Here is a 21,402-nt window from a genome sequence, read left to right on the forward strand (position 1 = left end):
CCATGCATCGCCTGTTTACCGGCTTCTTCCTGATCGGCATCGCCGGCGCCATCCTGCAACTGCTGCTCGGTGATACCGGAGCTCCCGCCCGCGTGGTGGGCGCGCTGTGGGAAGCGGCCGATCTGGCGGTTCAGGTCAGTCTCGGGCTGATCGGCGTGCTGGCGCTGTGGAGCGGCCTGTTCCGTCTGGCCGAGCAGAGCCGTCTCGCCGACCGGCTTGCCGCTCTGGTCCAACCGATACTCCATCGTCTGATGCCATCGGTGCCGGAAGGTTCACGAGCCGGCGCCGGCATTTCCATGAACATGGCCGCCAACATGCTTGGACTGGACAACGCCGCCACGCCGTTGGGCCTGAAGGCGATGAACTCGCTGCAGGAAAGCAATCCACGGCCGCGAACGGCCAGCGATGCCCAGATCATGTTCCTGGTGCTGAATACCTCGGCGGTGACACTGGTGCCGGTAACCGTCTTGCTCTACCGCACCCAGCAGGGCGCGGCGGATCCCGCCGACATCTATTTGCCCATGTTGATGGCCACCACCGCGTCCACTTTTGTCGGCGTGGCGCTGACCGCCCGCCTGCAGGGTATACGACTGCGGGATCCGGTATTGCTGGCCGTCGCCGGCGTCTGGTTGGGCGTGCTCGGATTGCTCGGGCTGGCGGTGTGGTGGGTGCCGGCCGAGGCCAGCGCCCAGATTTCCAGTCTGCTTGGCAACGGCCTGTTGCTGACGGTGATCGGCGCTTTCTTCGTGGCGGCCTGGCGGGCCCGGGTGGACAGCTATGACGCTTTCATCGAGGGTGCCAAGGAAGGGTTCACCCTGGCGGTGAGGCTGATTCCGTACCTGGTGGCGATGCTGGCCGCCATCGCCATGCTGCGCGCCAGCGGTGTGCTCGAAGCCGTGTTATCGGCGATCCGGCATGCCGCCCTTTGGCTTGGTTGGGATACCCGTTTCGTTGACGCCCTGCCCGTGGCTTTACTGAAACCATTAAGCGGGTCCGGCGCCCGCGCCGCCATGCTGGATGTCATGCACACGCAAGGCGTGGATTCGCTGGCGGGCCGCATGGCGGCAGTGATGCAGGGCTCCACCGAGACGACTTTTTACGTTCTCGCCGTCTACTTTGGCAGTGTGGGAGTGCGAAACTTCCGCTATGCGTTGTGGTGCGGCCTGGCCGCCGACGCGGCCGGCCTGATCACGGCGATTCTGATGAGCTACCTGTTTTTCGGTTGAACGCGCCGGGTTTCTGGCCTGGCACGCCCATCGTCCCGGTCACGATATGGCGGAAGGTAAGATTGACGCGGGGCTCGCGCACTCTCCGGCGACGGGGCAGGGCATGTTCATAAAAACGCTGCACCTGAGGTGACATGATCAACAGGCTGTCGTGGGACAGTGGCAGTCGGTGGCTCTGCCGGTGCTCGCCGTGGCGGCGCAGGCAGAAGTCCCGTGTGGCACCGAGATTATAGGAGATAATCCAGGGGGCCGATCCCAGTTCCGGCTCATTGTCCCGGTGCCACCCCATGGTGTCGTCCCCGTCACGGTAGAGATTGGCCAGAGCACCGTTGGGCGTCAATCCGGTCAGTGAGGTCACCGCGCACCGCAACGCCATCAACGGATCTGGCCAGCCCCCGGCCCGGTGGGTGAGCCCTGAATAACGGTAGGTGACCCCGGCGTCACCCAGCCAACAGACCAGTCGTGGCACCGGATGAGAGCGGCCGAACACCTGTACACGGGGTTGCTCCCAGGGGAGTTCGTTACAAAGCGTGTTGAACAGGGCAGTGGCCGAAGGGCCGAGAAGCCGCTCAATCAGCCAGATACGCGCCCCTTGCCCCAGTTCCAGAGGAGAGGGCAGGGAGTCGAGCCGGGAAAGGGTGTGGTTGACAGTCATAGCAACCTGCTCTATCTAAGCGCCTTTGACCCTCTATGTACGCGTGGATGATGCTATGCGCGGTTAGTGGAAGGTCCGTCGCCAGGAGTCTAGCATGCTGTACGTTTACGATATTGAAGACGGAGTGCTCCGCGAGCGGGATGTGGCGGGGCTGACCCCGGACACCGCCAGGGAAGCCAGTTGGATCGACCTGGTGGACGCCACCGATGAGGAACGGCAGGAGGTGCAGCATCTGTTCCGTCAGGCGCTGCCGGAATCCGACGATGTGGAGGAAATCGAATCCTCCGCCCGTTTCTTCCATGATGAGCACGGCCTTCATGTGCATTCCCTGTTCGTTCATCAGAGCGAGGGACGGCATCGCACCTCGACCGTGGCGTTCGTGCTGCAGCCAGGCCGGCTGTTGACCTTCCGTGACTCACGTGCCCCGGATTTCCGTCTCATGCGTATGCGCATCCGGCGCGGCTGGGTGCGGGCGCTGGAGCCGCTGGACATTCTACTGAGCATTCTTGAACAGAAGACCGAGAATCTGGCCGATACGCTGGAGGACATCCACCGGGATCTGGAGGATGTCAGTTACCTGGTGCTGGAGGATGAGGAAGCGGAGCTGGAGGACGGCATCGAGAAGCTGGCCCATCTGGAAGACAGCAACGGGAAAATCCGGCTGTGTCTGATGGACACCCAGCGCTCGATTTCCTTTATCCAGCGCTATGTGCGGGCCGACAAGGAGCGCCGCCGCACCTGCTCGGAAATCCAGCATGACCTGGACACGCTGATGTCCCACGCCACTTTTCTGTTCGAGAAGATCAACTTCCTGATGGATTCCACCCAGGGGTTCATCAATATCGAGCAAAACCAGATCATCAAGATCTTTTCCATCGCTGCCGTGGTCTTCCTGCCGCCGACCATGATCGCCAGTATCTATGGCATGAACTTCCAGGTGATGCCGGAGTTGAACTGGGAATTCGGTTACCCGGCGGTGATCGGGCTGATGTTCCTGTCGGGTTTCGCCCCGTACTGGTATTTCAAGCGGAAAGGTTGGTTGTAAATTCGCGGGCACGCCGATTCGCGTGTAAACACGCTTCCCACAGAAGAGCTACAGAGCTGCTGTGGGAAGCTCCCTTGGCAGCGAATCCGAGTGTAAACGGGATCGCTCACAACCACGGACCGGCTGTCTCAGGGAAGCAGGCACCAGAGTTCGTTCTGACGGTGGGCGCGGCCGTCTTCATGCAACTTGATCAGATGCGCCTCCAGTGACAAACACGCCACCCCGTGCAGGAATTCAGGCACATCGTCGTAAACCCGTTTCACCAGATCCGGCACGCTGGTGGCGTCGTTGGTAAGGGCGGCGAAGACTTTCTTTTCCCGTTCCAACCGGTGCTTGATGGTGTGGTCCACCAGCGCCAGCGGCTCATCGATGACGTCGCCATGCCCTGGCGCCATGCGTTTGATATCCCACTGCCGCAGCTTGTCCAGGGACGACAGGTAGGCATTCATGGATCCCGAAGGCGGGGCGATCACCACGGTGGAGCCCTGAATCAGATGGTCACCGGTGAACAACAGCGCCTCTTCCTTCAGCAGGTAACACAGGTGGTTGCCGACATGCCCCGGGGTGGCGATCACTTCGAGGGTCAGACCACCGCAGTCCACGGTATCACCATCCTTGAGCTCCCGCGCCGGTTCCCAGGTGGTGTCTTGCAAACCATCATCCGGCACCCAGGGGCCTTCCAGCACGGCACCGGTGGCGGCGGCCAGGTCATGCGCGCCCGGGGAATGATCGCGATGGGTGTGGGTGACGATGATGCGTTCGATTGGCCGCTCCAGCCCCTCGGCCGCGGCCAACAGAGCCTGGGTATGTTCCGGATCCGTGGGGCCGGGGTCAATCACCGTCAGGGCTCGGCCACCCACCAGATAACTGTTGGTGCCGGGGCCGGTCATCATGCCGGGGTTACGGCCCAGCACACGCCAAGCGTTGGTAGCGATGGCCGTGGACTGGCCGGGGATCAGCGCCGCCATGGTAACTCCATTGGTTCGGGAAGCGCATTGTGACCATTTAGTCCCGGCTTGCAAACCCCCCGGTATGGTGGCGGCCCGCGCTATTCACCGTACACTTGTACTTCCCGGACCCTTAACTCCCAGCGATCCGGGGGCGGCATGCCGCGGTCACGGTCGGCCACCACCGCCAGCGGATAGCGGCCACCAGCGGGCACATGAATGGATACCGGAATACGCTCTTCATGCAGTGTTTCGCAGGCTTTCGCCGGCGGACAGGAGAGGGCGACGGTATCCAGCACTACGTGAGCGATGGCGTGGTCCCCCCGATTGCTGATCTCGCCGCTTACCCGCACGCCGGTTTCCATCTGACTGACGCCGGTGACCGTAACGGTGACCGAGGCGGGATCACCAGGCAGCAATCGTTCCTGGTCAGTGAACAGAAAGGAAATCAGCATCACCGCGCTGGCCGCGCCGACCCCGGCGAGCACCAGATAGAAGGGACGCCGTCCGGCCTGCCAGCTGCCCCACAGCAATATCACCACCGCGGTAACCACCGCCAGAACCAACAAATACCGCATGCTCTTTATCCTTCTGTCTTGTTTTCCCGGTGATACCACGGCCCTTCGCCAGCATCACCGGGATTGGAACCGGCCCTGCCTATATCTGCCAATGGTCAAAACCATGGCCGCTTGCGCTACCATCTACGGCTGCTTGATCCTGAGCCGCCACCGCACCGCCCCAACAGAGCGGTTACCGGACTATTATGATGGCGGTATTCGCGATTTCACGCCACGGAGGAAAACCCATGCTGATAGTGGTCTCGCCGGCCAAGACCCTGGATTACGAGTCACCGTTGCCGGCGCTGCGCGCTACTCAACCGCGCATGCTCGATGACAGTGAAACATTGGTGGAAAGAGCCCGCAAACTGTCACCGGCGGATCTGTCCAGCCTGATGGGAGTGAGTGACAAGATTGCCCACCTCAACGTCGAACGCTTTGCTCTGTGGCAACGCCCTTTCAACAAGGACAACGCCCGCCCGGCACTCTTCGCCTTCAAAGGGGACGTGTATACCGGGCTCGACGTCAGCCGTTTCAGTAAGGATGACCTGGCCGCCGCGCAGCAGCGACTGCGCATGCTGAGCGGTCTTTACGGGGTCCTGCGGCCGCTGGATCTGATGCAACCGTATCGCCTGGAAATGGGTACCAGGCTGGATACGTCGGAGGGCAAGGACCTGTACGCTTTCTGGGGCGACCGCATTAGCCGGCAGTTGATCAAGGACATGCGCGCCGCGGGTACCGACACCCTGGTGAACCTCGCCTCCAATGAGTATTTCAAATCCGTGCGAACCAAACTGCTGCCGGGCCCGGTCATCGAACCGGTCTTTCAGGATGAGAAAAACGGCACATACAAGGTCATCAGTTTCCATGCCAAAAAAGCCCGAGGGCTGATGGCGGCCTGGATACTGCGTAAAGGGATTGAAAAGCCGGAGGATCTGAAGCGGTTCAAGGAAGCCGGGTATCGATATGACAAAGCCTCTTCCACGGACACCAAACCGGTGTTCCGAAGAGCGGAGCAGGGTGGTTAACCGCCGAACCGATAGCTGTGGCTAGTCTATTGGTCATGGAGGCATGGATTCAGGTTGTATTCGCTGCCAAGGCAACTTCTCACGGTGGCTTCGTAGTGATGTCGCTGTGGGAAGCTGCCTTGGCAGCGGATGGGCTGTATGCCCCATCACCGCCAGTCGGTGTTAAAGCCGTCCGGTTTGATCACCAGAACATCATTGCGGGCATGCACCAGCAGCGATTCAGCGGTGGCACCCAGCAGCAGCCGTTCCACTTTATTGCGGCGAACGGTTCCCACCACCAACACATCGGTGCCGTTGTTTTCACAATAGTCCGCCAGAGTGCCGGCAATCGGCCCCTCCAGCATTTCCGTGCGCTCCAGCGGCAAACCGTGACGTTCGGCGAAGCGGTCCAGAGCTTCGCGGTGGCTTTTGCGAATGCTCTCGGCACTGGCGGCGTACTCCGGCAATGCTTCGCCAGCCACCAACAACAAGGTTTCATCCGGATGTTCCAGCACATGCACGGCGTTGAGTGATGCCCGCAGCGGCGCCGACCATTCCCGGGCGGCGGCCAGCACCGTGGCATCCAGGCCGCTCTCGTCCTCTTCCTCGGGCTCAATCGCCGCGCTAAACACTGGCGGTTCGCTCCACGGGCGGTCCTGTACGCAAAGCACCGGGCAGGGCGCCCTGCGGATCAGCAGCCAGTCCCGGGGCGTGAACAAATGGCGTCGCAGCGTGCCTTCCTCGCTGGTATGCACCACCACCAGGCACGGTTTGGCGGCGATCACCGTCTGCCGCAAATCCTCATCCTGGTCCTTGTTCGTGGTGATATGCACAGTGGCCTCGGTGTCGGCCAGCAAATCCTGTATACGCCGCTCCCAGGCATTGCGGATTTGCTGCTCGGCCGTTTGGCGACGTTTCTGGTCAAGCCCCACGGCCCGGCGCATGGCCGAGGAATCGCTATTGACGGCTACCACCAGTGGACAGTTCAGTGCGGCGGCCAGCAGCCGCCCCTTCTTCAGCGCCGGCTGCGGGGCCATCAGTTGGCGGTCCAGGACAACGAGAATGCCATCGGTCGGAATAGTCATGGTGCCTCCGTATGTAATCTGCCGCCGCCGCAGAGAGCCTCACGGTCCACAATTTCCACATCCCTGCCATCCACCAGCAGCATATCCTGCTGTTGAAAACGGGTGAAAATGCGGCTCACCGTCTCCACCGCCAGTCCCAGATAATTGGCGATGTCATAGCGAGACATGGGCAGGCGGAAGCGGCGGCTGCTCAAGCCCCTGCGCTGTTGACGCGCGGCCAGGGATAACAGTAGAGAAGCCACTCTGTCATCCGCGCTCTTCTTGCTCAACAGCATGTGCAGTTCGCGGTCCGCGCGGATCTCGTTGCTCATCAGCGAGAAGAAGTGATGCTGCAAGGAGGGGATGCGTTGGGACAGATCTTCCAGGCGATGGAAGGGAATCTCGCACACAGTGGCGGTTTCCAGCGCCTTGGCATTGGAAACATGGTGCGCGGTACTGATGCCGTCCATGCCGACGATCTCGCCAGGCAAGTAGAAGCCGGTAACCTGTTCCTCCCCCTCATCGGAGAGGACATAGGTCTTCAGTGAGCCGGAGCGCACGGCATAAACGGCGCTGAACGGGGCGGCGGCACGAAACAGGTGCTCTCCGCGCTTCAGCGGGCGGCCACGGCGAATGATGCCATCCAGTTCGTCGAGCTGGGAAGGCGCCACCGCCAACGGCAGGCAAATGGGGCTGAGACTACAGTCGTTGCATGAAACGTGACGAGGCATGCTGCGCACCTCCATATTGGATACACTGCGTATTGCAATTACGGCTTGAGACATTATGGTCTCCCGGATCGGTAACGGCGAGCTAAATAATGCGACTGAATCGCTGTGGGTTGGGGGTGCCGGCATAGCGGTCGAACAACATCGCCAGAGCGCGCACCACCAGGCGCCCGGCATCGGTGACCAACAGCACGGGGCCGTTCATATCGATCAGCCCCAATTTTTCGAATTGCTCCAGTGCGTCCAGTTGATCCCTGAAATAATCGGCGAAATCCACCTCCCAACGCTGCCGGAAAGCGACCAGATCCAGCCGCAGATCGCACAGCAGCCCCATGATCACGTCACGGCGCAGGCGATCGTCCCAGTCGAGCAGGAAACCGCGTTCGATCGGCATGCGGCCCTCTTGCACGGCCTCCTGCCAAGCACCCAGGATCTTCTGATTTTGCGCGTAGAAATCGTCGAAAGCGCTGATGGCACTGACGCCCATGCCTAGCAGGTCCGCATCACCATGCAGTGAGTAACCCTGAAAATTACGGTGCAGAGTGCCGTTGACTTGCGCCACCGCCATGGGATCGTCCGGCAAGGCAAAATGGTCCATGCCGATCAACACATAGCCGGCTTCCTCCAGGGTCTCGCCGGCCAGTTTCAGCATGGCGAGTTTCTCCTCCGGGCTCGGCAGAGCGCTTTCCTGGATCTGGCGCTGCACCTTGAACCGCGCCGGCATGTGGGCGTAGTTGTAAAGGGAGATGCGCTCCGGGCGTAACGCCAGCAATTGTTCCAGGGAACGGGCCAGACTGGAAGAAGACTGCCAGGGCAGACCGTAAATCATGTCGGCATTGATGGATTGGAAACCAAAGTCCCGGGCCGCGTCGAATACCTTGGTGATCAGTTCCAGGGATTGTTCCCGATTCACCGCCTTCTGCACCACCGGATCGAGATCCTGAATACCAATACTGAGACGGTTGAAGCCCAGTCCGCGCAGCAATCCGAGGCGGGCCCGATCCACCGTGCGCGGGTCGACTTCAATGGCGTATTCGCCACGGTCCTCTTCGAGCAGGTTGAAATGACGGGCCAGGTCATAGACCAGCTCGGTCATCTGCGCGTCACTGAGGTAAGTGGGGGTGCCGCCGCCCCAGTGCATCTGCACCACGGGCCGCTGCGGGTCCACCAGCGCCGCCTTGTCTTTGATTTCCTGCTTCAGGAAGGTCAGATAATCCTCGGCCTTGGCCCGGTTGCCGGTGATGATGCGGTTACAGGCACAGTAGTAACACACCGTGGCGCAGAATGGGATGTGGCAGTACAGGGACAGTGGCCGACGGGCCTGATTGCCGCGAGCAACGGCCCGCCGATAGTCCTCCTCGCCGACTTCCTCGTGGAACTGGGTGGCCGGTGGGTAGGAAGTGTAGCGAGGCCCAGGACCTCCGAATCGGCGGATCAGATCCGGATTCCATTGCGTCATGTCAGCGCTCCAAAGGGGAATGGCGGCATCATGCCACTATTGGCATCGTTGACCTTGATGCAGATCAAGGGTGGTGATGGACATGGACGTCTCCGGGCAGTCCGTGTTGAAGAAATACCAGCGCCAACACCAGTGTCATCGCCGCCGCCACATATCGGGCGGGCCCCCGCCGCAACCGCGACAGTTGCCCGCCAAATACTCCGGCGGCCCCCACCGGCAGCAGGGTAGTGGCGCCGAACATGCCCATGACCAGAGCGCCATCGCCCCATTCGCCGGTGCCAGCGGCCAGCACCAGGGCGGAATACAGCAGTCCGCATGGCAGGAAGCCCCACAGCCCCCCCAGCGCCAGCGCCTTGACCGGATGATCCACCGGCATCAGGCGGCGGGTCAGCGGGGACAGCCGGCGCCACAACCTGGCGCCGAGACGTTCGAGAGCCCGGATTGGCGCGCTGCGCCCCAGGAAATGCGCGGTCAGCAACACCATCAGCAGCGCCGACAGCAATGCCGGCCAGTGCCAGCCGCCGGCGGCCGAGCCTCTGCTCAATTGACCGCCAAGACCTCCGGCCAGCGCCCCCAGGCCCGCGTAGGTCAACAGACGACCGCTGCCAAACAGTCCCTGCCAGGCGATCAGCCTGCTGCCACACCGCCGTTCTTCGGGAATCGAGAAACTCAGGGCGGCGGCGATGCCGCCGCACATTCCGGCGCAGTGGAGGGCTCCGCCGACGCCGAGAGCGAGAGCACCGGTCAACGCCACGGTAAGCGGGTCAACGATCATGATCCGCCTCCTTGCCAGCGTTGCGGCGCTGTTCGCGATCCTCGAAGATCACCGCCCAGGCGGCATGGTCCAGATCCTCGAACTGGCCCTGGCGTAAGGCCTTGAACAGCGCCCACACCGCTACGGCGAGGAACAGCAAGGCCACTGGAATCAACAAGAGCAGGCTTTCCATGTGGTTATCCTGTTGGCGTTGAGCGTCACCAGAAGTGACGAAGCGGACATTCCCAGAGCCGCGGCCCAGGGCGGGATCCAGCCGGCCATGGCCAGAGGAATCGCCACCAGGTTGTAGCCGAGAGCCCAGCTCAGGTTCTGGTGGATCAGCGCCCGGCAGCGATCCGCCAGCCGGGGCAGATCAGCCACCCCCTGCAGGCCTTCGTTGAGCAAATAGACCCCGGCGGCGCGACGGGCCAGACTGGAAGCCGCCGCCGGCGCCACCGATACCGTGGCCCGTAACAACGCCGGAGCGTCGTTAATGCCATCCCCCACCATCATTTGCGGCCCTTCCTGCTGCTCCAGTTTCTGTAACCAGGCCGCTTTGTCATGAGGTGTCAATCTCGAGCGGGCTTCGCCAATACCCAGTTCATCAGCCAGCGTGGCCACTGGCTCGATGGCATCACCGCTGGCCATGCGCAGCCGCCAGCCCCGCCGACGCAGTTCATCAAGTACCATCGGGGCTTCCTCGCGCGGTTGATCCCGCAACCAGAACAGCGCCTGCGTCCGACCATCACGAGTGAGGGCCAGACAAGTCTCGCTGCCACGACTCAGCTCCGGCGCCCCGCCAATGGCCCACTGATGGCCCTGGAAACGGCCGCTGGCTCCGGAAGTGCTCAAACGCAAATCCTCGATCGGCACCGGTGACAGATCATCAAAAGCGCGCGCCAGCGGGTGCGGGTGATCCCGCTCCAACCCGGCCGCGATTCGGGGCAGGGAGGTGAGCCATTGCGGTTCGACGTCGGCGGCGGCTCGCCACTCCACCCGTTGGAACCGGCCGGTGGTCAGCGTGCCGGTTTTATCAAGCAGGACACCGCGAATACCCGGCAAGGATAAAAACTGAGAGGGGGAAGCAATCAGCAAGCCCAGCTTCAGTCCCCGGGCCAGCGTGGCGGAAAGCGTTAACGGCACGGCCAGAGCCAGGGCGCATGGGCAGGTCACCACCAGCAAGGCCAGCATATGCTCGAACGCCTGGGCCGGCCCGCGGTGCCAATGCAAAATCAGGGTGATTGCCGACAATACCAGTACCGCGACGGTGAACCAGGGCGCCACTCTCTGCCAGTCGCGTACCACGGTTACCCGCTCTTCCTGTGCGCGCGCCACTTGTTCACCAATGCGCGCCACCAGGCTGCTGTCGGCGGCGCTGGTGGCTTCGATATCGACACTGCCTTCCAGAATTCGCCCCCCGGCTTGCACCAAATCACCAATGGCGCGGGTGCGTGGCAGGGATTCGCCGGTCAGGGCCGCTTCGTTAAGGCGGGCCTCGCCGTCGCGAATAATCCCGTCCACCGGCACGGTTTCCCCCTGACTGGCACGTACGGTATCGCCGGCGCACAGCTGGGCGGTGGCCACCCAGTCGCCGCCGCCGGCGTCATCCAGCCGCCGCACCACCAGAGGCAACGTATCCTGCAACTGCTGCCAGGAGCGCTGGATGCGCTGACGCTGATGCAGTTCCAGCCAGCGGCTGAGCAGCAGGAAGAACACGAACATGGCGGCGGAATCGAAGTAAACATGCTCACCACCGCTGGCCATCACCACCAACGAACCGCCCCAGGCCAACAACAGCGCCAGGGCCACTGGCACATCCATGGTCGGGCGGCGCGCTTTGAGGCCGCGCCAGGCGCCCTGGAAAAAGGGCCAGCCGGAGTAGAACACTACCGGGGTGGCCACCAGCAGGCCGGCCAGCCGGAACAGATCTTGGTAAATACGGTCCGTGCCTTCAAACACACCGATATAAAGAGCCGCGGAATACATCATGGCCTGCATCGCCCCGAGGCCGGCCAATGCCAGCCGCCCCAGCAAGCGCCGCCGTTCTCTCTGCAGATGGCCCTCCCAGGAGGGATCACCCGGCAAGGCGACCCGGTAGCCCAACTCCAGAATGCGCCGCACGGCGGCGCTGGGGAACCGGGGTTCGGCGGCGTCATAGTCCAGGGTCAATTGCATGCTGGCCAGATTGACCTGAACCGAACGGGCCCCGGGGAGCCCCATCACCACCTTTTCAATCAACCAGCAGCAAGCCGCGCAGGTGAGCCCGGAGACCCGCAGCCGCAGGCGGCGCCGATCATCCTGTTCCTGGATGTGGGCGGCCAGCAATTGCGGCATATCGAACAGCGCCAGGGTGCGCTCCGATTCCTCGCCGGCCACCAAGGGCGCGTTCTTGCTGCGGATAGCGTAATAGTCTTCCAGCCCTAGACGATGAATCATTTCCACCGCGGCGGCACAACCGGGACAGCAGGTGGGCTTTTCGCCATCCGGGGTACGGGCGACGAAAGGCGAGACACCAACGCCTTCACCGCAGTGCCAGCAGGCCGTGCTCATGGCGCGTCCCGCAGAGGCTGCAGCCGCTGACGCAATCGCCAATGCCCCTGTTCCGGCGTCACCGTCACCACCCAGTGATCGTTCGCCGCCAGAACGCCGCTGTCGGCCCGATAACGGCCGCCCCCCTGATGATGGAATGTCATGGCAAAATCGCGCTCCGCGAAGGTCGGATGACGGAACGCCACTTGCAACCGTTCGGGCCAGGGCATGGGCACTTTGCTGGTCAGTTGCAGACGGGCCGGTTCACCGGCGTACAATCGCGGTTCCAGACCCAGCCGGCGGGCCTGATCCAGATCGGCCATGGAACGGTTGATGGCCTTGCCTTGTTGATACCAGTCGTCCGCCACGGTGGCGTCGGCATGACGTATCGCCAGAGTCAGGGTGACCATGCCCCCCACCACCGAGGACAGCGGGATCAGAATAACCAGCCACACCAACGGGTAGCGATACCAGGGCAGGGGGACATCATGGAGCGATGAAGCGTGATTCATGGCGCACCTCCAGATCAGGCACATCCAGATCCCGCACCCGGAACCAGATGGTCCGGCTGTCCAGATCGGTGACATAGGGATCGTAGCTGACGGTGACGGGCAGGCTTCGGTGTTGTCCGCCCTCCAGCGTCACGGTCATTTCGCCATGGACCAGTTCCAGACCTTCCGGCGCCTCCAGAGAGACACGATAGCGGTGGCTGTGCTGGTCCTTGTTCAGCAGTTCCAGGCGGTAGCTGTTTTCCACCTCGCCCAGACTGGTGAGGCGGTAGAGTTGATTACGGTCACGCAATACATCCACCTGCAGCGGCACCCGGCTATACAACGCCCAGACAAACGCCAGCGACAACAGGGAAATCACCACGCCATAACCGATCAGTCGTGGCCTCAGTACTTGATGACGGCCGCCGGCAAGAGCGTTTTCAGTGGTGTAACGAATCAGTCCGCGAGGTTTGTTGACGCGATCCATCACCTGATCGCAGGCGTCGATACAGGCAGCGCAGGTGATGCATTCGTACTGCAGGCCATCGCGAATATCGATACCGGTGGGGCAGACCTGCACGCACAGGCTGCAGTCCACGCAATCACCGGCCAGGGGGGCGGCCTGCTTTTTGCGGGAGCCACGGCCACGGGGTTCGCCCCGGGCGGTGTCGTAGGACACGATAAGCGTGTCACGATCAAACATCACGCTTTGGAAACGGGCGTAGGGGCACATATAGAGGCATACCTGCTCACGCAGGAATCCGGCGTTGCCGTAGGTGGCGATGGTGAAGAAGCCAATCCAGAACAGCGCCCAGCCGCCCACCTGAGCGGTGAGGAAAGCCGGCACCAATTCACGTATCGGCGTGAAGTAACCGACAAAGGTCAGGCCGGTAATCAGCCCCAGCAGCAACCAGCACAGGTGCTTGCCGGTGCGGCGCCAGAGTTTATTGAATGACCACGGCGCCTTGTCGAGCTTCATACGCTGATGCCGGTCGCCCTCGAATATCCGCTCGATCCCCATGAAGAAACGGGTCCAGGTGGTCTGCGGACAGACATAACCGCAGTAGACCCGCCCGGCCAGAACGGTAAAGAAGAACAGAGCGAACGCGGCCAGCATCAACGCCCAGGCGAGGAACAGGAAATCCTGCGGCCAGAAGGTGATACCGAAGATGTGGAAACTGCGATGGGGCAGGTCGAACAGCACCGCCTGCCGCCCCTGCCACTGCACCCAGGGCAGTATCAGATACAGCCCCATGGTCATACTCAGCCCGAGGTCGCGCAGGCGCTGGTAATGGCCGGACACATGCTTGGCCTGAATCCGTTCGCGTTTGGCGTACAACGCCACCGAGCGACCGTCGCCGATGTCTTCGGAATGAACTGGGATGCGCTCCGTTTTCGACATTCTGACTACTCCTCGGTCTCCATGGAGAGGCTGTAGACGTAGGCGGCCAGCACGTGGATGCGTTCCGGCGTCAAAACCCCTTCGTGGGCGGGCATATGCCCCTGACGGCCTTCCCGGATGGTGCTCTCGATGTCCTCCAGACGGGCCCCATAGAGCCAGATACCATCGGTAAGGTTGGGGGCGCCAATCATCTGGTTGCCCGTGGCGTCGGCGCCATGACAGGCCGCGCACACCTGGAATCGAGGCTCGGCTCGCTCGGCCGCGTCACGATACTCGGGCTTGTCCTTGAGGTCGGGCCGGCTGAGGGTTTGCACATACATGGCCATGTCCCGCACCGCTTCGTCGGTGTTGCCAATGGCCGCCGCCATCGGCGTCATGGTGCCGCGGCGTCCGCTGGTAATGGTCTGCACGATGGCGTCGGGCGAACCACCGTAGAGCCAGTCACCATCGGTGAGGTTGGGATAGCCGCGCGCGCCGCGCGCATCGGAGCCGTGGCAGATGGCGCAGTTCTGCGCGAACAGCCGGCCGCCAACGTCACGGGTTTCAGGGTAGTGGGCGAGCTCATCCACCGGCACCTTGGCGAATTCCTTGAACAACGGCTCACTGCTTTTTTCCATCAGCGCCACTTCCTGTTCCCACTGAGTGACACTGGTCCAGTTCAGCAGGCCGCCGAACCGGCCCAGGCCGGGGTAGAGCACCAGATAGCCCGCGGCGAAAACCAAAGTGCCGATGAACAGAAACAGCCACCAGCGGGGTAGCGGCTGGTTTCGCTCCTCGATGCCGTCGAACTTGTGACCGGTGGTGTCCTGGCGCGCCTCCTCGGCGGACAGGCGGGAGTTGGCGAACAAGAGCACCGCGCACCCCACCAGATTCAGCACCACGATAAAAATGATGTAACCGCTCCAGAAATCACTCATGGCCTTGCTCCCCGTCGCTCCCGGCCCGGGCCTGTTGATCATCACGTACCGGCAGTTGCGCCAGTTCCTGATATTGCTGTTTGCGGCCGGGCCGGTAGACCCAGGCCACCAGCGCGAGGAACGCCAGGAAAAACAGTACGGTCAGAACGCTGTGATAGGTCATTCGCGGACCTCCTTACGGGCCTGCCCAAGGGAGAGCAGGTAGGCCACCAGCGCGTCTTCCTCGCTGGCATCGGCCCATTCACCGTTTACCTTTTCCATCTGCTCGGCCACGTCCTGCTCGCTGTAGGGCACGCCGAAAATGTCCTTGAACACACTCAGCGTGCGTTCCATGTGCTTCCAATCCACCGGCGTGTTTTGCAGCCAGGGGTAGGCCGGCATATTGGACTCAGGCACCACCGCGCGCGGATCACGCAGGTGTTCGCGATGCCATTGCTCGGTGATCGGGCGCAGCCCCACCCGTGCCAGATCCGGACCGGTACGCTTGGACCCCCACAGGAATGGATGCTCCCAAACATCTTCTCCGGCCACGCTGTACGGCCCGAACCGCTCGGTTTCCGCACGCAGCGGCCGCACCATCTGGGTGTGGCATACATGGCAGCCTTCCCGGATATAGATGTCGCGGCCGGCCATTTCCAAGGCATCGTAGGGCCGCAAAGTGGACATCGGCTCGGTGGTGGATTTCTGCCAGAACAGCGGCACGATCTCGGCCAGCCCGCCAAAACTCACCGCCACCAGAATCAGCACGATCAGCAGGCCCACGTTCTTTTCGATTACGGCGTGTCGGTTTGCCATCGTTGATCTCCTAGTAGGCAAGGGCCAGACGATTGTCTTCACCGGCGTCATCACGGGTGCCGCGAATGGTGAGATAGACATTGAGTGCCATCAGCAACATGCCGACCAGGAACACCACGCCGCCAAGCAGGCGCACGATGTAGAAGGGCTGCCGTTCCACCAGTTCCTGAACGAAGTTGTAGGTGAGGGTGCCGTCGTCGTTGACCGCCCGCCACATCAGACCCTGCATGATCCCGGACACCCACATGGCGGCGATGTAAAGCACCGTGCCAATGGTGGAAAGCCAGAAGTGCACGTTGATCCAGCTCACCGAATACATGCGCTGGCGGCCAAACAGACGCGGCGTCATGACATAAAGCGCGCCGATGGAGATCATCGCCACCCAGCCCAGGGCGCCGGCGTGCACGTGACCAATGGTCCAGTCGGTATTGTGGCTGAGCGCGTTGACCGTTTTGATCGACATCAGCGGCCCTTCGAAGGTGCTCATGCCGTAGAAGGAGAGGGCGACGATCAGGAAGCGGATAATCGGATCGTCACGCAGCTTGTGCCAGGCGCCGGACAGCGTCATGACACCGTTGATCATGCCGCCCCAGCTGGGCGCCAGCAGGACAATGGAGAACACCATGCCCACGGACTGGGCCCAATCCGGCAGGGAGGAATAGTGCAGATGGTGCGGCCCGGCCCACATATACACCGCGATCAGCGCCCAGAAGTGAACGATGGACAAACGATAGGAATAGACCGGACGTTCAGCCTGAATCGGCACGTAGTAATACATCATGCCGAGGAAGCCGGCGGTGAGGAAAAAGCCCACGGCGTTGTGGCCGTACCACCACTGCACCATGGCATCGATGGCACCGGCGTAGGCCGAATAGGACTTGGTCAGGGAAATCGGCACGGCGGCGCTGTTAACGATATGCAACAGCGCCACCGCCAGAATGAAGCCGCCATAGAACCAGTTGGCCACGTAAATGTGCCCGGTACGCCGTTTCGCGATGGTACCGAAAAAGACCACCGCGTAGGCCACCCAGACCAGCGCCAGCAGAATATCGATGGGCCACTCCAGTTCCGCGTATTCCTTGGCGCTGGTGAATCCCAGAGGCAGACTCACCGCGGCCAGCACGATGACCGCCTGGTAGCCCCAGAACACGAAGGACGCCAGTCGGGGCAATGCCAGCGAGGTTTGGCAGGTGCGCTGCACCACATACAAGGAGGTACCGATCAGAGCACAGCCGCCGAAAGCGAAGATCACGGCGTTGGTGTGCAACGGGCGAAGGCGGCCGAAACTCAGCCAGGGCAAATCAAAGTTCAAGGCAGGCCAGGCCAGTTGCGCGGCGATCCAAACCCCCACGAACATGCCCACGACCCCCCAAACCACGGTCATGACAGTGAATTGGCGAACCACATGGTAGTGGTACGCCGGCGGCGCAGCGGCGTCTTGCATGGTGTTGTCCTTGCAGATTGAGGCGTGTGCAAGGTATCAGGCGGCGCCAAAGCTACCCTTGATATACATCAATAGAAGCTGGCGAGAGGTTGAAATCCCGGCCTTTTCGGGCCGGGATGGGGGCAATCAGGCATTGGTCCCGGCGGGGCGAGTCAAGCGCAGTACCGAAACGGTCAACGCTGGCAGGAAAGTAACGGTAACCAAAGCGGTGCCAAGCAAACCGAACAGTACAATGGCACCGACGCCACGGTACAGCTCGGTGCCTTCACCGGGCAGCAGCACCAGCGGTGCCAGACCGCATACCGTGGTGATCGTGGTCATCGCGATCGGACGCAGGCGCGAGCGCACCGCGTTGCTGACCGCTTCAGTGGCGTCGAGCCCGAGACGGCGATTGGTCAGCGCCTCGTGCACGATCAGGATCGGGTTGTTGACCACGGTGCCCATAAGAATCAGGAAGCCGAGCATGGAGATCATATCGAAGGATTGCCGCACCGGTGCCAGCCCGATCAACGGCAACAGCGCGCCAAACCCGTTCAGTAACGCCAGACCGAGAATGCCGCTGGCAATACCTACCGGAATCGTGGTCATGATCAGCAGGGGGTAACCCCAATGGGTGAAGATTGCCACCAGCAGCAAGTAGATCAGCGCCAGCGCCACGATGTAGTTACCGGCCAGCGCTTCACGGGTGGCGTCCATCTGATCGCTGGCGCCGGAAATGTCCACGGTGACTCCGGCCGGAATCCGGCCTTCGTCGCGCAGATCGCCGATCACCCGCTCACGCACCAGGGCAACCCCGGTTTCCAGCGGCACATCACGGGGCGGGATAATGTTCAGGGTCACCGTTCGCCGTCCATTGATGCGGCGTACCAGGCTGGTGTCCACGGTTTCCACCAGCGTCGCCAGCGAGGACAACGGTACCGTCACTCCCAGCGGGGTATGCACCGGCAGCGAGGGCAGTGCATCCAGGGCCGGATCGATGCCGGCATTGCTGTATGCATAGATATCGACCTTGTCGTCGCCGAGGAAAAATTCATCCATGAAAGCACCATCGGTGAGCGCGGCAACGGTGTAGCCCAGACTTTCGGCGCTCATCCCCAGTTCCGCCGCCCGTTCCCAGTCCGGGCGTACCTCCAGCATCGGTTGCGCCAGCGACAAACTAGAGGGTTGCGACTGAATGCGCGGCTGCTCGAGTACTTCTTCGGCACGCCGGTACGCCGCCAGGGCCACTTCATAGAGCATGGCCAGATCATTGCCGGAGATATCCAGGTTGACGCTGCGCGTGCCGCCGTCATTGCTGGAAATGATCGAGCCCCGTGAGGCGAAGGCGCGCATTCCCGGGTAGCGCTGGTAAACGTCGGTAATGGCGTCCATCAACGGTTCCATATGCGCCGGGCTCATCGGCTCGGCGATCAGAAACAGGCCGGTGGGCTCCACGTAAAAGTTGAGATACTGAATCGGCGGCGCCGGCAACTCCCCGGCCTCCCAGCGAGCCGGGTCTTCGCCCACCAGCGGCAGGAAAATCGCCTGCACTTCCTCGCCGATTTCCGCCATGGCATTGAGGTTATACCCTGGCGGCGCGTTCATGTTGGCGAATACCTTGGCTTCCTCGCCCTCCGGCAGATACTCCGCCGGTGGCGTGAGCAGCGCCAGAATCAAACCACCGAGCAGCACGGTGCCGCCGATCACACCGATCCGGCGCGGACGGCTGGCACTGAGCCCGTCCGAACAACGGTGCAGGATGCGCAGCCAACGGCTGTCCTGTCCCTGATGCTCGAACACCGCGCCAAAATCCAGACGCGCCGCCAGGGTAGGAATGACCGTCATCGCCACCAGCATGGACACCAGAATCGACGCGGAGACGGCGATGGCGATGTCGGAATACAGCTGCCCGGCCTCCTGCTGAATGAACACTACCGGCAAAAACACCAACACCGTGGTCAGTGTCGAGGCCAATACCGCCGGCCACACCTTGCGGACACCAGCCACCGATGCCCGGAAACGATCCAGCCCGCGCCGCCGCTCAATCTCGATGCTCTCCAGCACGACGATGGAGTTATCCAGCGTCATGCCAATGGCGAACGCCACGCCGGCCAGGGAAATCACATTGATGGTACGTCCGGCCAACAGCAACCCCAGAAACGCGGCGATGGTACAAATCGGAATACCGATGACGCCCACTGCGGTAATCCGCACCGAGCGCAAAAACAGAAACATCACCACCGTGGCCAGAATCGCGCCGAGGGCCAGATTGAACCAGACGTTGGCGACCGACGCCTCGACATAGCGGGCATCGTCCGAAATCAACGCCATGCGCAGGCCGGCGGGCTCCAGCACTTCCTGGTTGATCAGTGCCATCTGATCGAACATGGCGTACTTGATATCGATAACGTTGGAGCCGGTCTCGCGACGCACCGCCAGACCAATCACCGGCTCGCCGTTGACCGAACTGATGACGTCAATAGGGAAGTGGTCCAGCTCCACGGTGGCCACATCGCGCAGCCGGATCACACCATCACCGCGCCGCGCCAGCACCAGATCCAGCATCTCCGGCACCTGCTCGAAACGGCCAACTGTCCGCAGCAGATAACGGCGCTTGCCGCTGTCCACTTCACCGCCGGACACATCCCGGTTGCGCTGACGCATGGCCTCCCGCACCTCGGTGACGGTGAGGCCGCGTTCAGCCAGCTTTTGCGGATCGAGCAGCACCCGGATCTGCCGCTCAGCGCCGCCGCGCAGTTCCACCTGAGAGACACCAGCCACGCTTTCCATGCGGGTACGGACATTGTCGTCGATGAAATCCCGCATCAAATCCAGGTCAAGATCCTTCGGATTGCCCGGCAATGGTGAAACCCGAAAGTACATAAAGGCGTTGGCGGAAAACGAACTGGACAGAATGATCGGCTGATCCACGTTGTCCGGGTAGGAGGGCACCTGGCTGAGCGCGTTGTTCACCCGAATCAGGATTTCGGTAATGTCGACGCCAAACGGAAATTCCAGCTCGACCTCGGCGGTACCGGTACTGGCCATCGACGTCAGCCGCCGTAGATTCGGCACATTGCGCAGGTATTCCTCCTGCTCAATCAGAATTTCCTTTTCCACGTCCTGCGGCGTGGCGCCGGGCCACTGGGTCAGCACGGTGACCGTGCGCACTTCCAGATCCGGAATCATTTGCACCGGAATGCGCAACGCGGCCAGCACCCCGAGAAGAGTGATGATCAACACCACCACCGTCATCAAAGTGCCATTACGGACGATTTTCTCGAACACAGCGCCGCCTCAGTCCCGTACGTCCAGTTCCCGGCCGTCGCGCAGGCTCTCATTGCCGCGCACTACCACTCGATCACCGTCGCTCAGACCTTCCTGCACCGCTACCCAGTCGCCCAGCCCGTCACCGACGCGCAGGCGCTGTTCTCGGGCGACCAGAGCACCGTCCGCGCCGTCCTCAGCCACCCAGACCGAAACGCGGCCATCCGGATAACGCACCAGTGCATCCCTGGGTACCGCCAATCGTGGTTCGGCAGCGCTCAGAAACAGGCTGGCGCGCACCGACATACCCGGCGTCACCGGCGGCAGGCTCGCCCCCTCTGCCGTGCTGGTCAGGGTGGCGCGGATCAGGAAGGTGCGGGCATTTGGATCATTGACCGGCACGATGGCGGCAATGGTGGCCGGGTAGGCGGGACCGGCGTCACCGCCCAGCCGCAGTTCCACCCGGCTTTCGCCGGATACGCGCGGATAATACTCCTGTGGCACTGCCAGGTCCGCGTGCACCTGTTGCGGACTGACCAACTCGAGCACCGCGGTACCCGGCGTCACCCATTCGCCGATCTCGCTTTGCTTGGCGCTGATGACGCCATCGAACGGTGCTTTGAGAACATGGCGGGCGAGGAGGGCATGTTGACGCCGTTGCTCGGCGCGCGCGCTGGCAAGTGCCGCCTGGGACATCGCCACCTCGGCCTCCAGGCCACGCACCTCACTGGCGGCAATGCTGCGCCTGGCCACCAGTGTGCTCGCCTCCTGAAAACGGCGCCGGGCATCCGCCAGCCGCGCTTCGGCTTCCTCGGCCGCCGCCGACGCGCCGGCCAGAGCCAGACGATTCAACTCACCGTCCAGCTCCAGCAGTACCTGCCCCTGTTTAACCTGATCACCAACATCCGCCTGCAAAGCGATAACCAGCCCGGCCACGGAAGTGGACAGGCGGGCGGCCCGGTCAGCGGTGAGCGTACCGGTCAACGGCAGGCGTTCCTCCAGATGCCGCGGGGTCACCGTCACCAGTGATACCGGCTCCCTTGCCCGGGCCGACTCCCACAGCGACAACAACAACAGCCCGACAAAGCCAGCCCGAAAGGCAGGCGTCCAATCCGATTGACGATTCCACGACATGA

At 62.3% G+C, this 21,402-nt stretch carries 20 protein-coding genes; 3 read left to right on the forward strand and 17 right to left on the reverse strand.

The window, feature by feature from the left end:
- Positions 1-2 precede the first annotated feature (2 nt).
- A complete protein-coding gene (locus tag E0L37_RS05875; protein ID WP_133490842.1) occupies positions 3-1,226 on the forward strand; it encodes a nucleoside recognition domain-containing protein in 1,224 nt (407 codons plus the stop codon).
- On the opposite strand, the gene E0L37_RS05880 is transcribed toward E0L37_RS05875, so the two are convergent.
- Positions 1,189-1,881: an alpha-ketoglutarate-dependent dioxygenase AlkB gene (locus tag E0L37_RS05880; RefSeq protein ID WP_240687430.1), complete on the reverse strand. Its 693-nt coding sequence runs from the start codon at positions 1,879-1,881 to the stop codon at positions 1,189-1,191. The genes E0L37_RS05875 and E0L37_RS05880 overlap by 38 nt on opposite strands.
- Before the next feature lie 94 nt (positions 1,882-1,975).
- Between E0L37_RS05880 and corA the strand changes: the two genes are divergently transcribed.
- The gene (corA, locus tag E0L37_RS05885; RefSeq protein ID WP_133490843.1) at positions 1,976-2,926 is read left to right on the forward strand and encodes a magnesium/cobalt transporter CorA; all 951 of its coding nucleotides are present in this window, start codon (positions 1,976-1,978) and stop codon (positions 2,924-2,926) included.
- Between the two features lie 128 nt (positions 2,927-3,054).
- Here the strand turns inward: corA and E0L37_RS05890 are convergent, their stop codons facing one another.
- The gene (locus E0L37_RS05890) at positions 3,055-3,894 is read right to left on the reverse strand and encodes an MBL fold metallo-hydrolase (protein ID WP_133490844.1); all 840 of its coding nucleotides are present in this window, start codon (positions 3,892-3,894) and stop codon (positions 3,055-3,057) included.
- An 80-nt stretch (positions 3,895-3,974) separates the two neighbouring features.
- Positions 3,975-4,451, reverse strand: a complete 477-nt coding sequence (locus tag E0L37_RS05895; RefSeq protein ID WP_133490845.1) for a hypothetical protein — start codon at positions 4,449-4,451, stop codon at positions 3,975-3,977.
- Positions 4,452-4,678: 227 nt separating this feature from the next.
- Between E0L37_RS05895 and yaaA the strand changes: the two genes are divergently transcribed.
- Positions 4,679-5,458: a peroxide stress protein YaaA gene (gene yaaA / locus E0L37_RS05900; protein WP_133490846.1), complete on the forward strand. Its 780-nt coding sequence runs from the start codon at positions 4,679-4,681 to the stop codon at positions 5,456-5,458.
- Between the two features lie 146 nt (positions 5,459-5,604).
- Here yaaA and E0L37_RS05905 read toward each other — a convergent pair whose 3' ends face one another.
- From E0L37_RS05905 to E0L37_RS05970, 14 genes are all read right to left on the reverse strand, one after another.
- Positions 5,605-6,522, reverse strand: coding sequence for a universal stress protein (locus E0L37_RS05905; protein ID WP_133490847.1), 918 nt, complete (start codon positions 6,520-6,522; stop codon positions 5,605-5,607).
- Positions 6,519-7,232 (reverse strand): fumarate/nitrate reduction transcriptional regulator Fnr, encoded by a 714-nt coding sequence (gene fnr / locus E0L37_RS05910; protein ID WP_133491010.1) that lies wholly within the window; start codon positions 7,230-7,232, stop codon positions 6,519-6,521. The genes E0L37_RS05905 and fnr overlap by 4 nt, the downstream gene beginning before the upstream one ends.
- A gap of 82 nt (positions 7,233-7,314) precedes the next feature.
- Positions 7,315-8,688: an oxygen-independent coproporphyrinogen III oxidase gene (hemN, locus tag E0L37_RS05915; protein ID WP_133490848.1), complete on the reverse strand. Its 1,374-nt coding sequence runs from the start codon at positions 8,686-8,688 to the stop codon at positions 7,315-7,317.
- Between the two features lie 64 nt (positions 8,689-8,752).
- Complete coding sequence (locus E0L37_RS05920) at positions 8,753-9,463, reverse strand: sulfite exporter TauE/SafE family protein (protein ID WP_133490849.1); 711 nt, start codon at positions 9,461-9,463, stop codon at positions 8,753-8,755.
- The gene (gene ccoS / locus E0L37_RS05925) at positions 9,453-9,635 is read right to left on the reverse strand and encodes a cbb3-type cytochrome oxidase assembly protein CcoS (RefSeq protein ID WP_133490850.1); all 183 of its coding nucleotides are present in this window, start codon (positions 9,633-9,635) and stop codon (positions 9,453-9,455) included. Before ccoS ends, E0L37_RS05920 begins: the two co-directional genes overlap by 11 nt.
- The gene (locus tag E0L37_RS05930; protein ID WP_133490851.1) at positions 9,614-11,992 is read right to left on the reverse strand and encodes a heavy metal translocating P-type ATPase; all 2,379 of its coding nucleotides are present in this window, start codon (positions 11,990-11,992) and stop codon (positions 9,614-9,616) included. Before E0L37_RS05930 ends, ccoS begins: the two co-directional genes overlap by 22 nt.
- The gene (locus E0L37_RS05935) at positions 11,989-12,483 is read right to left on the reverse strand and encodes a FixH family protein (RefSeq protein ID WP_133490852.1); all 495 of its coding nucleotides are present in this window, start codon (positions 12,481-12,483) and stop codon (positions 11,989-11,991) included. The genes E0L37_RS05930 and E0L37_RS05935 overlap by 4 nt, the downstream gene beginning before the upstream one ends.
- Entirely contained in the window at positions 12,458-13,864 is a 1,407-nt protein-coding gene (ccoG, locus tag E0L37_RS05940; RefSeq protein ID WP_133490853.1) for a cytochrome c oxidase accessory protein CcoG, read from the reverse strand. Before ccoG ends, E0L37_RS05935 begins: the two co-directional genes overlap by 26 nt.
- Positions 13,865-13,869: 5 nt before the next feature.
- Positions 13,870-14,781: a cytochrome-c oxidase, cbb3-type subunit III gene (ccoP, locus tag E0L37_RS05945; RefSeq protein WP_133490854.1), complete on the reverse strand. Its 912-nt coding sequence runs from the start codon at positions 14,779-14,781 to the stop codon at positions 13,870-13,872.
- Positions 14,774-14,944: a cbb3-type cytochrome c oxidase subunit 3 gene (locus E0L37_RS05950; RefSeq protein WP_133490855.1), complete on the reverse strand. Its 171-nt coding sequence runs from the start codon at positions 14,942-14,944 to the stop codon at positions 14,774-14,776. The genes ccoP and E0L37_RS05950 overlap by 8 nt, the downstream gene beginning before the upstream one ends.
- Complete coding sequence (ccoO, locus tag E0L37_RS05955; protein WP_133490856.1) at positions 14,941-15,576, reverse strand: cytochrome-c oxidase, cbb3-type subunit II; 636 nt, start codon at positions 15,574-15,576, stop codon at positions 14,941-14,943. Before ccoO ends, E0L37_RS05950 begins: the two co-directional genes overlap by 4 nt.
- Positions 15,577-15,586: 10 nt before the next feature.
- Positions 15,587-17,020 (reverse strand): cytochrome-c oxidase, cbb3-type subunit I, encoded by a 1,434-nt coding sequence (ccoN, locus tag E0L37_RS05960; protein WP_133490857.1) that lies wholly within the window; start codon positions 17,018-17,020, stop codon positions 15,587-15,589.
- A 126-nt stretch (positions 17,021-17,146) separates the two neighbouring features.
- Positions 17,147-20,287, reverse strand: coding sequence for an efflux RND transporter permease subunit (locus tag E0L37_RS05965; RefSeq protein WP_133490858.1), 3,141 nt, complete (start codon positions 20,285-20,287; stop codon positions 17,147-17,149).
- Between the two features lie 9 nt (positions 20,288-20,296).
- The gene (locus tag E0L37_RS05970) at positions 20,297-21,400 is read right to left on the reverse strand and encodes an efflux RND transporter periplasmic adaptor subunit (RefSeq protein WP_133490859.1); all 1,104 of its coding nucleotides are present in this window, start codon (positions 21,398-21,400) and stop codon (positions 20,297-20,299) included.
- Positions 21,401-21,402 lie beyond the last annotated feature (2 nt).

It is taken from the genome of Alcanivorax sp. 24, from assembly GCF_004360225.1.
Taxonomy (GTDB): Bacteria; Pseudomonadota; Gammaproteobacteria; order Pseudomonadales; family Alcanivoracaceae; genus Alloalcanivorax; species Alloalcanivorax xiamenensis.